The organism is Salinarimonas soli (assembly GCF_008386575.1).
Taxonomy (GTDB): domain Bacteria; phylum Pseudomonadota; class Alphaproteobacteria; order Rhizobiales; family Beijerinckiaceae; genus Salinarimonas_A; species Salinarimonas_A soli.
In genome coordinates this window covers 23223-37003 of record NZ_VUOA01000037.1, presented here as the reverse complement: position 1 = coordinate 37003, position 13781 = coordinate 23223, and the positions used below count along the sequence as shown (strand labels likewise).

Genomic DNA, 13781 nt, shown 5'->3' with positions numbered 1-13781 from the left:
GTCCCGGCTCAGCCCCCGGGCGGACGGCGGATGGAGAACCGCGTCTCGGGGGTCGCTACGAAATAGTCGTGGTAGCCGGCGCGGGCGATCGGGCGCATGGCGGCGGTGTCCACGAGGCCGTCGACGATGAAGCGGTCGTCGATATGGATCCCGATCACCTGCCCGAGGACCAGGAAGTAGCGCCCTTCACCCTCGACGGGATCGAGGGACACCGTCTTCAGGTATCGGCACTCGAGAGCCACGGGCGACTCCGCCACCCGGGGCGGCTTCACGAGGCGCGAGGGCGCGGCGGTCAGCCCCGCATGGATCATCTCGCTCGTTCCCCGCGGCAGGGGCGCCGAGGTGGCGTTCATGGACTCGCGCAGGTCGAAGGTCGCGAGGTTGCACACGAACTCCCCCGTCTCCTCCGCGAAGGTGAGGGCGTCCTTGCGGCCGTCGGAGGAGAAGCACACGATGTGCGGCCGGTCCGAGACGGCGTTGAAATAAGAATACGGCGAAAGGTTCACCTCGCCCCGCGCGCTGATCGTGCTGATCCAGCCGATGGGGCGCGGGGCCACGAGGGCCTTGTAGGGATCATGCGGGAGGCCGTGCCCCGCCGAGACCTCGTAGAACATCAGGCCCTCGTGACGATCTGGGCAAGGTCCGGCCTCGGGCGGTCGGAGGGCACCATGGCGGGCCGGCCGATATGGATGAAGCCCGCGAGGCGCTCCTCGGGCGCGAGGCCCAGAGCGTCCAGGAATCGCCGGTCGTAGGCGATCCACTCCGTGACCCAGGCGGTGCCGAAGCCAAGCGCATTCGCCGCGGTCACGAGGTTCATGCAGACCGCGCCGGCCGAAAGCACCTGCTCCCAATCCGGGATCTTGGGATGCGCGCGCGCGCCGGACACCACCGCGACCACGAGCGGCGCACGAGCCAAGCGTTCGCGCTCGGCCACGAGCTTGTCCTCCGGGGCGTCGGGTGCGTCGGCCTGGAAGATCCGCGCGATGGTCTCACCAAGCTGGTGACGGGCCTCGCCCTCGATCACGATGAAGCGCCAGGGCGCGAGCTTGCCGTGGTCGGGCACGCGCGAGGCGATGGACAGGATCGTACCGAGCTCCGCGGCGCTCGGGCCGGGCTCCCGCAGCTGCGCGGCGGGCACGGAGCGGCGCCTCGCGAGAAATCCGATGGTCTCGTTCATGTGACCTTCATCCGGTATCGGGCATATGGCAGAGCTGGGGACCATGCCCCGCTGGCGTGTCATAGCCGACGGGCGGCGGTCAAGCACCCCGGTTATGCTGGAGGCGGCACGTGGGCGAGGCGGCGTTCGAACCGGGTGTCCGGCGTCCGGACCATCCCCGACTCGCATTCGCGCGCAAGTGCTGGCAAATACAGGCGTTCTCCCCTAAAGCCGTCTTACGGCCCGGCTTCCATGGCCTTGGCTCCCGCGGCCACGTGGTGTTGTGACAACATGCTTCAGATGAGTCCGCAGGCGCCGGCGGCGTCGCTCACCTCCGCCTGGACGACGCGCGAGACGCGAGGGGCGTTCCTCGCGGCCTTCGCGATCTGGGCCGTGGCCGCGATGATCTGGCCGCTCACCGGCGCCGTCGTGCCATGGGATTCCAAGAACCACTTCTACCCGATGATGCGCTATCTCGGCTCGGCCCTGGCCGGAGGCGAGCTGCCGCTTTGGAATCCCTACCATTTCGGCGGCCATCCGTCCGTGGCGGACCCGCAGTCGCTCCTGTTCACGCCGACCATGCTGTTCTTCGCATGGCTCAATCCGCAAGCCTCGATGGAGGCCTTCGACGTGGCGGTGTTCGCGCATTTCCTGCCGGGTGCCGCGGGGCTCATGCTCCTGTTCCGGCGTCGCAACTGGCACTGGGCCGGGGCCCTGGTCGCGGTCAGCGTCTTCATCCTGGGCGGTTCTGCGTCCGCCCGGCTGCAGCATACCGGGCAGATCATCTCCTACGGCTATATCCCGCTCGCCCTGTGGCTCCTCGAGGAAGCCCTGGACCGGCGCTCCTACGGCTTCGCCGCGGCGTTTGGCGTGGTGGCGGCCCTGATGACCGTCGGGCGCGATCAGGTGGCCTTTCTCGGCGCCCTGACGATGATGGCCTATGTGGCCTACGAGACGATTCGCTCGGGCCGGCCCCTGGCTTATCTCCTGTCCCGGGCGCCGCACATTGGTGTCATGGCGCTCGTGGGCGCGGCGCTCCTTGCCGTCCCGACGCTGCTCACCCTCCAGCTGCTCTCGACCTCGAACCGGCCGAGCTTCGGTTTCGGGCTCGCGGCCATGGGCTCGCTGCCGCCCGAGAGCCTCGCGACGGTGCTGTTCGGCAACGTCTTCGGGTCGCTGCGCTGGACCTACGACTACTGGGGTCCGGACTGGCATACGGTGACGGGCGGGACGCACACGGACCGCGCGACGAACTATCTCTTCGCCGGCACCGTCCCCGCCCTCCTCATCCTGTGGCACGGCATCGCCGGCCGCAGGCTCCTGACGCAGGAGTTCCGCTTCTTCCTGGGCTTCACCCTGGCCATGCTCGTCTATGCGGTCGGCCGCTCCACGCCGGCCTTCGAGCTCCTCTTCGACCACGTCCCGGGCATCGCGCTCTACCGTCGCCCGTCCGACGCCACGTTCCTCATCAACATCGCCCTTGCGCTCGCGGCCGGCTATCTCGTGCACCGCTACGCCCGCGACGGCGCGCCGCGGCTCGCGGCGCGGTCGGAGCCGACTGCCGGGGCGATCCTGTCCGGAGCCCTCGCGATCGCGCTCGTGCTGGCCGCGGTGCTCGCGGCCCTCTCCTACGCGATCCCGGCCGGGCGCGTCGCGACGGCGCTGGGCGAGATCGCGCTTGGCGGGCTCATCGCCGGCGCGGCCGCTTTTCTGCTCCTGCGCGGGGGCTCGAGCCTCGCGGGCCGCACCGCTATGGCGGCCCTCCTCGTGGCGGCGACAGGCGGCGAGCTCGTGCTTCGCAACGCCGGCTCCTCCCTGAATTCCGAGCCCGCGGGCCGGTACGCCGTCTTCACGTCGCTGCCGAGCGACCAGCTCCAGGGCCTAAGCATGTTGAAGCGCGAGCTTGCGGCGCGTCACGAGCGTGGCGAGCGGCCCCGGGTCGAGATCCTCGGCCTGCCTGGCGCGTGGCAGAACGCCGCCATGGTGCTCGGCATCGAGGACACCATCGGCTACAACCCGCTGCGCATCGCGGATTACGAGCGCGCGGTCGGTCCGGGCGAGAACGCCGTCGATCCCAACCTGCGTCACTTCCCCGGCACGTTCCGCTCCTATCGCGGCCGCCTGGCGAGCCTGCTCTGCCTCGATTACGTCGTCCTCGACCGACCGGCCGACAAGCTGCCGAAGCACTTCCCGCGTCTCACGGGCGCCGAGATGATCTACGGCTCGGGCTCGATGTGGATCTACAGGCTCAACACGAACGCCGCGCGCGCCTATCTGGCGACGCGCCTGGTTCCCGTGGAATCCGACGAGGTTCTCTCTCAGGAGGAGCTGCCGGAATTCGACCGCACGAAGGAGGCGCTCATCGACCACGCGAGCGTCGCAGGCCTTCGCGGCGATTACGGCCTGCGGGACGACGGCGTGGAGCCGGCCCCGAGCAACGGCTCCGTCCGCATCGAGCGTTACGGGCGTAACGCCGTGCGCCTGCACGTCCAGACCGACCGCACCGCGGTGCTCGTCCTGCACGATCTCGACTATCCGGGCTGGGAGGCCTGGGTCGACGGCGAGCGGCGCCCCATTTTGCGCACGAATCTGCTGTTCAGAGGGGTCGAGGTGTCGGCGGGCCAGCACGTCGTCGAGTTCCGATTCCGCCCCCTCTCGGTGCGCAACCTCGTTGCGGCGGCGGCGGGTCTCGTTGAGCGAGGCGCGGAGCCTTCCGACGCGGCGGCGCGCTGATCCCGCGATTCGGCCGAGATCAACGATGAAGCGCCTGCCCTCCCTCGCCGTCCTGCTCCTCGCGCCGGGCCTCGCCCTGGCGCAGGCGCCTGATCCGGCCGCCACGTCACCGGGACCCGCTCCTGCCCAATTGGCGCCGGCACAGCCGCGCCAGGCCGCGGTGACCCTGCGGGCGTCCTTCGCAGGCAATCAGCAGCCGATCCGCGCCGGGATGATCTGGCGGGTCTACGAGGACCGGGGCGAGGGAATCGTCCCCAACCTCGTGGTGAAGTCCGATCTCCCGAACCCGACCCTTCCCCTGCCCCCGGGCAACTACATCGTCCACGCCGCCTATGGATTTGCGAGCGCGTCCACCCGCCTCGCGGTTCAATGGACCAACCTGGACGAGCGCGTCACGATCAGCGCCGGAGCGCTGCGGTTGAAAGGCGCCGTGGGAGAGTCCCCCATCGCGCCGGGCAGCCTCTCGTTCTCGATCTATGTGCCCATCGGCAACGACGCCGAGGGCCGGCTCGTGGTGGGAGGCGTGCGCGGCGACGAGGTGGTGCGCCTGCCCGAGGGCACCTATCACGTGGTCTCGAACTACGGCGACACCAACGCGATCATGCGCTCGGACCTGCGCGTCGAGGCCGGGCGCGTCACGGAGGCGACCCTCAACCATCGCGCCGCGACCGTGACCCTCAAGCTCGTCGCGAGCGAGGGCGGCGAGGCCTTCGCCGGAACGGCCTTCTCGGTCCTGACACCGGGCGGCGACGTCATCCGCGAGGCGATCGGCGCGTTTCCGTCGCTCACGCTCGCGGAAGGCGAATACGTGCTGATCGCCCGCCACGAAGGACAGGTCCATACGCGGGAGTTCAAGGTCGAGAGCGGCCTCAACCGCGATATCGAGGTTCTCGCGAAAAAGTGAGCCCCAACGGGCGCTTCCTGCGGCGAAACGCACCACGCGCAGCCGGAACAGCCCTTCTCGACCGCCCGTTGCCGTCCGTCACGGCAAACGGAAGAGACCATGCGGTCCGTCTGGAAGGGCCTTCTCGTCATGCTGACGCTCGCCCTCGCGGGCGGCGGCGCCTATTGGTGGTTCATGCTCCGCCCTGCGGGCGGGGACGACCGCAAGGCGCAGGGACGTCCGCCGCCGGCCGTGGTCCTCGCCCCTGCCGAGACCGCACGGATCACGCGGACCATCGAGACGCTCGGCACAGCGCGCGCTCTCGAATCCGTCGTGCTCACGGCAAAGAGCGCCGGGCGCGTGACAGCCATCGCCTTCGACCAGGGGGCCTCCGTCCGCAAGGGCGACATTCTCGTCCGTCTCGAAGGCGAGGAGATCCAGGCCGAGATCGACTCTCTCGACGCCGCGGCCGCCGAGACCCGCCAGACCCTGGAGCGCGCCGAATACCTACTCTCCCGCGGCAGCGGTGCCCGCGCGCCCGTCGAGGATGCCCGCCGCCGTCTCCAGGCGGCGGAGAGCCGGATCGACGCGGCGCGGCGGCGGCTGGAGGACACCGTGATCCGCGCGCCGTTCGACGGGCGGATCGGCCTGCGCGACATCTCGGTCGGCGCCCTCGTCGAGCCCGGCCGCGAGATCGCCGTCCTCGATACGGTCTCGCCCATGGCCGTGCGCTTCTCGATTCCGGAGCAGCAGCTCGGCCGCGTCGAGGCGGGAGCGCGCATCGAGGCTCGCACCAGCGCCTTTCCCGACGAGCGCTTCGCGGGCGCGGTGCAGGCGCTCGGCAGCCGGGTCGATCCCGCCTTGCGCACCATCGAGATCGACGCTCGCCTGCCCAACCCCGACGGCCGCCTGAGGCCCGGCATGCTGCTGACGATCTCCCTCGTCACCGACACGCTGGACGACGCCGTCGTGGTGCCGCCGCTCGCCGTGCAGGTTCGGGGCGAGCAGCACTTCGTCTACCGCGTGGTGGACGGTAAGGCGCAGCGCGCGGAGGTGCGCATCGGCCAGCGGGAGCCGGAGCGGGTGCAGATCGAGGAGGGTATCCGCGCGGGCGACCCGATCGTGGTCGGCGGCATGCAGGGCGTCAACGACGGCCAGCCCGTCCGCGTCGTCGAGCCGGGCGCTCCCGACGCCCAGGCTGGCGCCGCGCAAGACGGGAGGGGCTAGGCGATGCGCCTTGCCGATCTCCCGACCGTCCGGCCCGTCCTTGCCGTCTCGGCGAACCTCATCCTCATCGCGGTCGGGATCGGCGCGGCGTTCTTCCTGCCGATCCGCGAGTACCCGAACATCGACCCGCCCACGGTGTCCGTCACGACGCGCTACCCCGGCGCGCCCGCCGAGGTGATCGAGCGTGAGGTGACGAATCGGATCGAGGACAATCTGAGCGGCATCCCGGGCATCCGCACGATCGAGGCCCGCAGCCGCAACGAGACGTCCTCCATCAGCCTCCAGTTCAAGGCCGGCACGAACATCGACGCGGTCGCGGCGGACGTGCGAGACAAGGTCTCGGGGGTGCGAAGCGAGCTTCCCGAGACCGTGGAAGAGCCGGTGATCGAGAAGGCGGACGCCGACGATCAGCCGATGATGTACATCACCCTGCGCTCCGACCGGATCGCCCCGCCCGAGCTTACCGACATCGCCCAGCGCCGCCTCGTCGACGCCCTGGGTTCGGTAAGCGGGGTGTCGCGGGTGACGATCGGCGGCGAGAAGCGGTACGCGATGCGCATCTGGCTCGACCGCCAAGCCATGGCGGCCCGGGGCATCACGCCCAACGACGTCGCCGATCGCCTGCGGGCCGAGAATGTCGAGCTGCCGGCCGGCCTCGTCGAGACGTCCACGCAGGAGATCGTGGTGCGGGCCGAGACCCGCTTTCGCACCGCCGCCGAGTTCGCGGCCCTCGCCATCCGCGGCGAGGGCGAGAACCGCATCCGCGTGGGAGATGTCGCCCGCGTCGAGGTGGGCGTCGAGAACGAGAAGGGCGGCTTCCGCTCCGACGGCAACGACGCCATCGCGCTCGGCATCGTGCGCCAGTCGGACGCCAACACCCTGGAGGTCGCGGCTGGCGTGAAGGCGGAGCTGGAGCGCCTGCGCCCCACGCTGCCCGCCAGCATCGATGCGAGCATCGGCTACGACGAGTCGATCTTCATCCGCGAGACCCTGACCAACGTCGTGACGACGCTCGCCCAGTCGATCGGCATCGTGCTGGTGGTGATCTTCCTCTTCCTGGGCTCGCTGCGGGGCACCCTCATCCCGGCGGCGACCATCCCGGCGGCGATCATACCCGCCGCGATCATCGCCGCGGCCCTCGGCTTCTCGATCAACGTGCTGACGATCCTCGCCGTGATCCTCGCCATCGGCCTGTGCACGGACGACGCCGTGGTGATCATGGAGAACATCCGACGGCGGCAGGCCCGGGGCGAGGCGCTCCTCGTCGCCTCCGCCCGCAGCACGCGGGAGCTCGGGACGGCGGTCTTCGCGAGCTCCCTGGTGCTCGTGGCCGTGATCCTGCCTCTGGCCTTCCTGCAGGGCAATGTCGGCCTCCTGTTCCGCGAGTTCGCGGTGGTGCTCGTCTCAATCGTGGTGATCTCGGGCTTCTCGGCCATCACGCTCGGCCCGATGCTGAGCACCCTCCTCCTGCGCGGCGGGGGCGAGCCGAACCGGCTCGTGCGCTGGATCAATGCCGGGCTCGACCGCCTCACCGCCGCTTACGGGCGGGTGCTGAAGGCTCTCGTCCGGCGGTCCTGGATCCCGCTCCTTGCCGGAGCGGCCTTCGCGGCGGCCGGCGTCGCAGCCTACTTCGCCATACCGGCGGAGCTTGCGCCAGACGAGGATCGCGGCAGCATCAGCGTCGTCGTCGAGGGGCCGGAGGGCGCCTCGGCCGCCTATATGAACGAGCAGGTGGCTGGGATCGAACGCGCGCTGGCCGACCTTCGCGGCGAGGGAGAGGACAAGCCGGTGGAGGGGCTTCTCTCCATCGTCGTCCCGAGCTTCGGCGGCGGGCAGGCGCCCTCGAACACGGCCCGCGTCATCGTTCGCCTGAAGGAGTGGGCCGACCGCACGATGAAGCAGGACGAGGTGCGCACGCAGGTCCAGCGCCGCCTCGCCGGCATCACGGGCGTGCGCGCCTTCGCGGTCAATCCGCCGAAGCTCGGGCAGCGCGGCGGCGGGCGTGGCCTCCAGGTCGCTATCTCGGGGCTCGACCGCGCCGACGCGATCCGCTGGGCCAACGACGTGCTCGGCGAGGTGCGCAAGATCGACGGGCTCGTGAACCCCGACATCGACTACAAGGATACCCGCCCGCAGATCAGCGTCGGCATCGACCGTGAGCGGGCGGCGGCGATCGGCGTCGATGCCCGCACGCTCGGGACGGCGCTCCAGATCATGTTCGGCTCGCTCCAGGTGACGCGCTACGTCGAGCGGGGCGAGGAGTACAACGTCATCCTCCAGGCGCAACGCGACGACCGCAGTTCGCCCCGCGACATCGACAACGTCTTCGTCCGCGCCTCGGGCGGAAGCGGCCTCGTGCCCCTGTCGAGCGTGGTGCGGCTGACCGAGACCTCCACCGTGCGGGAGCTGCGCCGCGTCGACCGGCTCCCCGCCGTACGGGTGGAAGCGAACCTGACGCCCGCCATCACCCTGGGACAGGCGGTGGAGAAGGTCGAGACGATCGCCGAGCAGCGGCTGCCCGCGGCGGCGCAGGTGAAATATCTCGGCGAGAGCCGCGACTACCAGGAGACCGGCAACGCCGTGCTCTACGCCCTCGCCTTCGTGCTCGTCCTCGTCTTCCTGCTGATGGCGGCGCAGTTCGAAAGCTTCCTTTACCCGCTCATCATCCTGACCTCGGCGCCCGTCGCGCTCGCCGGCGGCCTCGTCACGATCTGGGCCCTGGGCTTCACCCTCAACATCTACAGCCAGATCGGCATGATCCTGCTCATCGGCCTCGTGGCGAAGAACGCGATCCTGCTCGTGGAATTCGCCAACCAGCGGCGCGAGGAGGGCCTGGAGCCGGCGGACGCCGCCGTGGACGCGGCGAAGCAGCGCCTGCGCCCGATCCTGATGACCTCGCTCGCCACCGTGCTCGGCGCCGTGCCTCTGATCCTGGAGAGCGGCGCAGGCGCCGAGGCCCGCGTCACCGTCGGCGTGGTGACCACGGGCGGCGTGACCCTCGGCACGCTCCTCACCCTGTTCGTCGTGCCCGCTGCCTATACGCTCGCGGGCCGGCATGCCCGCAAGCCGGGCGCGCTCGAGGAGGAGCTCGCCGACCTGGAACGGGAGGCGGACGCGAAGCCGCAGCCCGCCGAGTGACGCGGTCCGTCAGGAGCGCGTCGGGTAGTTCGGGCTCTCCCGGGTGATCGTCACGTCGTGGACGTGGCTTTCGCGCAGGCCCGCATTGGTGATGCGGATGAACTCGGCGCGCTCGGCGAAATCCGTCAGGGTCGCGGCCCCGACATAGCCCATGGCGGCGCGCAGCCCCCCGGCGAGCTGGTGGAGCACCGCCGCGACCGGGCCCTTGTAGCCCACCTGACCCTCGATGCCCTCGGGCACGAGCTTCATCGAGTCCTTGATGTCCTGCTGGAAATAGCGGTCGGCCGATCCGCGCGACATAGCGCCGACCGAGCCCATGCCGCGATAGCTCTTGTAGGAGCGGCCCTGGTAGAGGAACACCTCGCCCGGGGTCTCGTCGGTTCCTGCGAGAAGCGAGCCGACCATGGCACAGGACGCCCCCGCCGCGAGCGCCTTGGCGAGGTCGCCGGAATACTTGATCCCGCCGTCGGCGATGACGGGCGTGCCCGTGGCGTGCGCGGCCTCGACGGCCTCCAGGATCGCCGTGAGCTGGGGCACGCCGACCCCGGCGACGATCCGCGTCGTGCAGATGGAGCCCGGCCCGATGCCGACCTTCACGGCGTCGGCGCCCGCGTCGATGAGGGCCTTGGTGCCCTCGCGGGTCGCCACGTTGCCGGCGATCACCTGGACGGCGTTGGAGAGCTTCTTCACACGGGTGACGGCCTCCAGCACCTTGGCCGAGTGGCCGTGCGCCGTGTCGACCACGATCACGTCGCAGCCCGCGTCGATCAGAAGCTCCGAGCGTTCGAACCCGCCCTCCCCCGTCGTGGTGGCGGCGGCCACCCGCAGGCGCCCTTGCGAATCCTTCGCGGCGTTCGGATAGGCGACCTGCTTCTCGATGTCCTTCACCGTCACGAGGCCGATGCAGCGATAGTGATCGTCGACGACGAGCAGCTTCTCGATGCGGAACTGGTGGAGCAGGCGCTTGGCCTCGTCCTGGCCCACGCCCTCGCGCACCGTGACGAGCCGGTCCTTGGTCATCAGCTCGGAGACGGGCTGGTTGGGATCGTTGGCGAATCGCACGTCGCGGTTCGTCAGGATGCCGACGAGCTTGCCCTTGCCGCCGTGCGGCCCCCGCTCGACCACGGGAATCCCCGAGATCGAGTGGCGCTTCATGAGCGCCAGCGCCTCGGCGAGGGTCTCGTCGGGATGGATGGTGATGGGGTTCATGACCATCCCCGACTCGTATTTCTTGACGAGGCGGACCTGCTCGGCCTGGAGCTCCGGATCGAGGTTGCGGTGGATGACGCCGATGCCGCCGTTCTGCGCCATGGCGATGGCCATGCGGCCCTCCGTCACCGTGTCCATGGCAGAGGCGATGATCGGCAGGTTGAGGGCGATGTCGCGGGTGAGCCGCGTGCCGATCTGGACGTCCGACGGCAGGACCTCCGAATGGCCCGGCCGCAACAGTACGTCGTCGAAGGTGAGGCCTTCGATCAGGGTCTCGGTGGTGATGCGGGCCACGGCCAACTCCTTCGGCGGATCGGGCCGCGCGGTTCGATGCGGCGCAGCGAGAGTTGACGAGGGGCGGTAGCACGCGCATGCCCGAAAGGGAAAGGCCGGAATGTCACGGGGGTGCGTTTCCCAAGCGTGGCAGTCCTGCGCGGGAAACGTTCCAGCCCCGCGCCGCCGCACCTTATCGTTTCCTCGTGCGTTGGGTATGGTTGTCGACCCGGACTCGCCGGAACCCTCATGCGTCAATCCCGCCTCGTCCCGCTCGTCGTCGCCTGCGCGCTCCTCATGGAGAACCTCGACTCGACGGTGATCGCCACCTCGCTGCCGATGATCGCGGCGGATCTGAACCAGGACCCGATCGCTCTCAAGCTCGCGCTGACCTCCTACCTGATCAGCCTTGCGATCTTCATCCCCGTCAGCGGCTGGATGGCGGACCGGTTCGGGGCGCGCACGATCTTCCGCGTCGCCATCGGCGTCTTCATGGCCGGGTCGATCGCCTGCGCGATGGCGAACTCCCTCGGCAGCTTCGTCGCCGCGCGCTTCCTTCAAGGGATGGGCGGAGCCATGATGGTGCCCGTGGGGCGCCTCCTCATCCTGCGCACCGTCTCGAAGGCCGAGCTCGTCTCGGCCCTCGCCTACCTGACCGTGCCGGCCCTCATCGGCCCGGTGGTCGGTCCTCCCGTCGGCGGCTTCATCACCACGTATTTCGACTGGCGCTGGATCTTCCTCATCAACATCCCGATCGGCATCATCGGGATCGTGCTCGCGACCCTGTTTTTCGAGAACGTGCGCGAGCCCGATCCCCCGCCCCTCGACGTAGTCGGCTTCCTTCTCCTCGGCATCGGCCTCGCGGCCCTGATGCTCGGTCTCGCGACGGGCGGGCGCCACCTCCTTCCCCTCTCGGCCTCCATCGCTGCGACCGTCGCGGGCGTGATCTCGGTCGTGCTCTATCTCCTGCACTCGCGCCGGGTCGCGGCGCCGGTCCTCAAGCTCGAGCTCCTGCGCATCCCGACCTTCCGCACGGCGGTCGTCGGCGGCTCGCTCTTCCGGGTCGGGGTGGGGGCGATCCCCTTCCTGCTCCCGCTGATGTTCCAGGTCGGCTTCGGCCTCAGCCCCCTCCAGTCGGGCCTCCTCACCTTCTCGGCGGCCGTCGGCGCGCTGTTCATGAAGACGCTCGCGGCAACCGTGCTGCGCGCCGTGGGCTTTCGCCGCGTGCTCGTGATCAATGCCCTGATCTGCTCGCTCTTCGTGGTCGCGAACGGCTGGTTCACGCCGCAGACACCCCATGCCCTCATCACGGGCGTGCTCCTCATCGGCGGCTGCTTCCGCTCGCTTCAGTTCACGAGCCTGAACGCCATCTCGTTCGCGGACGTGCCGCGAAACGACATGAGCTACGCCACGAGCCTCACGAGCGTGATCCAGCAGCTCTCGCTCAGCACCGGAGTCGCGCTGGGCGCCTTCCTTCTCGAGAGCGTGAGCCTCGCGCGGGGCCACGAAAGCCTCCAGGCATCCGATTTCGGGCCGGCCTTCATGATGATCGGCGCTCTGTCGGCGTTCTCGATCCTGTTCTTCGTCCGGCTCGATCCGGACGCGGGCGCCGAGATGTCGGGCCACAGGCAGCCGCCCCGTCCCGCCGCCGCCGCCGAATAGGCCTGGTCCCTGCCGCGTTCCGCCCTATCCTGACGCAAAGGCAGGAGACCCGGCATGGACCAGCGTATCATCGACCTCTACGACCGCTTCACCCATGGCGGCCTCACCCGCCGCGCTTTCCTCGACAGGCTGTCGACGCTGGCGGGCGGCACGGCGGCGGCGGCGGCCCTGCTGCCCCTCCTCCAGAACAATTATGCCGTGGCGCAGACGGTGGCCGAGAGCGATCCCCGCGTGAAAACCGAGACCGTCATGGTCGATCCCGCCCGCAAGCTCTCGGGCTATCTCGCCCGGCCGGCGGGCGGCGGCCGGTTCCCGGCCGTGCTCGTCATCCACGAGAACCGCGGCCTCAACCCCCATATTCGCGACATCGCCCGGCGCCTCGCCACCGACGGGTTCCTGGCGCTCGCCCTCGACTATCTGAGCCCCGCGGGCGGCACGCCGGAGGACGAGGACAAGGCACGCGACATGATCGGCACCCTCAAGCCCGATGACATCCTGGCGTCCTCGCGCACCGCGCTGGCCTGGCTCCATGCGTCGGGCGAGGGCAACGGCCGGGCGGGCGCCGTCGGCTTCTGCTGGGGCGGCGGCGCGGTGAACGAGCTTGCGGTCGCGGACCCGACCCTCGACGCGGGCGTCGCCTACTACGGCCGCCAGGCCGCCGCCGAGAAGGCGTTGGCCATCCGCGCGCCGCTGATGCTGCACTATGGCGGGCTCGACGAGCGCATCAACGCCGGCATCCCGGCCTACGAGACGGCCCTGAAGGCGGCCGGGCGCACCTACGAGATCCACGTCTACGAGGGCGCGAACCACGCCTTCAACAACGACACGGCGCCGAGCCGCTACAACAAGGAGGCGGCCGATCTGGCCTGGAGCCGGACGGTCGGGTTCCTGCGCAAGAACCTCGCCGCCTAAGGGGCCGGGACGGGCCCCTTCTTCCAGCCCTCACCGTTCGATGCACGCCGCACGCGGGCATCGAACGGGCCCCCCTGCCCTCGCTAGTCGAGCACCTGGCAGCTCTTTCGGACGCCCGGGAGCGGATCGCCGAAGGTGTCGTTGTCGCAATCGACGCCGTTGCGGAACACGCCCTCGGCGTAGCGGCCGCGGGCTCCGTAGCGTACGCGCTTGCGGCCGCGGAACTCGCAATAGTCGTCCTCGGCCGCGCAGGTGCGCCAGCGCGCCACCGGTTCGTCGTCCTCGTCGTCGTAGCCCCGCCGCGCCACGTAGGCGCAGCGCTTGGGCACCCCGTAAGCCGGATCGCCGAACACCTCGTTGGTGCACTCCACGCCGCGCCCGCGCACGTCGGCCGCTCTCGTGCGGCCCGGGACGCCGTAGATGACCCGTGTCGGGTACGGCACGCGGCAGAAGCCCCCTTCGCGGGCGCAGGGCACCAGGGTTTGCTGCGCGAGAGCGGGAGCCGAAGGCGCGAGAAGCGCGGCGCCGCTCAGAGCGAGGGCGGTGACGAGTGCACGCATGGGAGATCCTTTCCGCTGGGCTCGACCG

General features: G+C 70.0%; 10 protein-coding genes. 6 read left to right on the top strand and 4 right to left on the bottom strand.

Annotation, left to right across the window (positions count from 1 at the left end; translation table 11 throughout):
• Positions 1–8: 8 nt before the first annotated feature.
• On the bottom strand, positions 9–614 hold the full coding sequence (locus tag F0L46_RS20685) for a flavin reductase family protein (protein WP_149821128.1): 606 nt from the start codon (positions 612–614) through the stop codon (positions 9–11).
• Complete coding sequence (locus F0L46_RS20680; RefSeq protein ID WP_149821127.1) at positions 614–1177, bottom strand: nitroreductase family protein; 564 nt, start codon at positions 1175–1177, stop codon at positions 614–616. Before F0L46_RS20680 ends, F0L46_RS20685 begins: the two co-directional genes overlap by 1 nt.
• Before the next feature lie 270 nt (positions 1178–1447).
• Between F0L46_RS20680 and F0L46_RS20675 the strand changes: the two genes are divergently transcribed.
• The 4 genes from F0L46_RS20675 to F0L46_RS20660 all read left to right on the top strand — a co-directional run bounded on the left by F0L46_RS20675 (position 1448) and on the right by F0L46_RS20660 (position 9137).
• Positions 1448–3889, top strand: a complete 2442-nt coding sequence (locus tag F0L46_RS20675) for a YfhO family protein (RefSeq protein ID WP_149821124.1) — start codon at positions 1448–1450, stop codon at positions 3887–3889.
• Positions 3890–3914: 25 nt separating this feature from the next.
• Positions 3915–4793: an RgsD C-terminal domain-containing protein gene (locus tag F0L46_RS20670; RefSeq protein ID WP_149821122.1), complete on the top strand. Its 879-nt coding sequence runs from the start codon at positions 3915–3917 to the stop codon at positions 4791–4793.
• Positions 4794–4892: 99 nt separating this feature from the next.
• Positions 4893–5999 (top strand): efflux RND transporter periplasmic adaptor subunit, encoded by a 1107-nt coding sequence (locus F0L46_RS20665; protein WP_149821120.1) that lies wholly within the window; start codon positions 4893–4895, stop codon positions 5997–5999.
• 3 nt (positions 6000–6002) lie between these two features.
• A complete protein-coding gene (locus F0L46_RS20660; RefSeq protein ID WP_149821118.1) occupies positions 6003–9137 on the top strand; it encodes an efflux RND transporter permease subunit in 3135 nt (1044 codons plus the stop codon).
• Between the two features lie 9 nt (positions 9138–9146).
• On the opposite strand, the gene guaB is transcribed toward F0L46_RS20660, so the two are convergent.
• Positions 9147–10640 carry an IMP dehydrogenase gene (gene guaB, locus F0L46_RS20655; RefSeq protein WP_149821116.1) on the bottom strand — a complete coding sequence of 498 codons (1494 nt, stop codon included), beginning with the start codon at positions 10638–10640 and terminating at the stop codon, positions 9147–9149.
• A 228-nt stretch (positions 10641–10868) separates the two neighbouring features.
• Here guaB and F0L46_RS20650 point away from each other — a divergent pair, with 228 nt between their 5' ends.
• Both F0L46_RS20650 and F0L46_RS20645 read left to right on the top strand, forming a co-directional pair.
• On the top strand, positions 10869–12281 hold the full coding sequence (locus tag F0L46_RS20650) for a DHA2 family efflux MFS transporter permease subunit (RefSeq protein ID WP_149821114.1): 1413 nt from the start codon (positions 10869–10871) through the stop codon (positions 12279–12281).
• 54 nt (positions 12282–12335) lie between these two features.
• Positions 12336–13193 (top strand): dienelactone hydrolase family protein, encoded by an 858-nt coding sequence (locus F0L46_RS20645; protein WP_149821112.1) that lies wholly within the window; start codon positions 12336–12338, stop codon positions 13191–13193.
• A gap of 83 nt (positions 13194–13276) precedes the next feature.
• Here F0L46_RS20645 and F0L46_RS20640 read toward each other — a convergent pair whose 3' ends face one another.
• Entirely contained in the window at positions 13277–13753 is a 477-nt protein-coding gene (locus tag F0L46_RS20640) for a hypothetical protein (protein WP_149821110.1), read from the bottom strand.
• Positions 13754–13781: the final 28 nt, after the last annotated feature.

Excerpts from the sequence above, each read along its gene's own strand:
- F0L46_RS20665 (WP_149821120.1), top strand. The coding sequence starts at position 4,893 with ATGCGGTCCGTCTGGAAGGGCCTTCTCGTCATGCTGACGCTCGCCCTC.
- F0L46_RS20675 (WP_149821124.1), top strand. The coding sequence starts at position 1,448 with ATGCTTCAGATGAGTCCGCAGGCGCCGGCGGCGTCGCTCACCTCCGCC.
- F0L46_RS20640 (WP_149821110.1), bottom strand. The coding sequence starts at position 13,753 with ATGCGTGCACTCGTCACCGCCCTCGCTCTGAGCGGCGCCGCGCTTCTC.
- F0L46_RS20660 (WP_149821118.1), top strand. The coding sequence starts at position 6,003 with ATGCGCCTTGCCGATCTCCCGACCGTCCGGCCCGTCCTTGCCGTCTCG.
- F0L46_RS20650 (WP_149821114.1), top strand. The coding sequence starts at position 10,869 with ATGCGTCAATCCCGCCTCGTCCCGCTCGTCGTCGCCTGCGCGCTCCTC.
- F0L46_RS20685 (WP_149821128.1), bottom strand. The coding sequence starts at position 614 with ATGTTCTACGAGGTCTCGGCGGGGCACGGCCTCCCGCATGATCCCTAC.
- F0L46_RS20645 (WP_149821112.1), top strand. The coding sequence starts at position 12,336 with ATGGACCAGCGTATCATCGACCTCTACGACCGCTTCACCCATGGCGGC.
- F0L46_RS20680 (WP_149821127.1), bottom strand. The coding sequence starts at position 1,177 with ATGAACGAGACCATCGGATTTCTCGCGAGGCGCCGCTCCGTGCCCGCC.
- F0L46_RS20670 (WP_149821122.1), top strand. The coding sequence starts at position 3,915 with ATGAAGCGCCTGCCCTCCCTCGCCGTCCTGCTCCTCGCGCCGGGCCTC.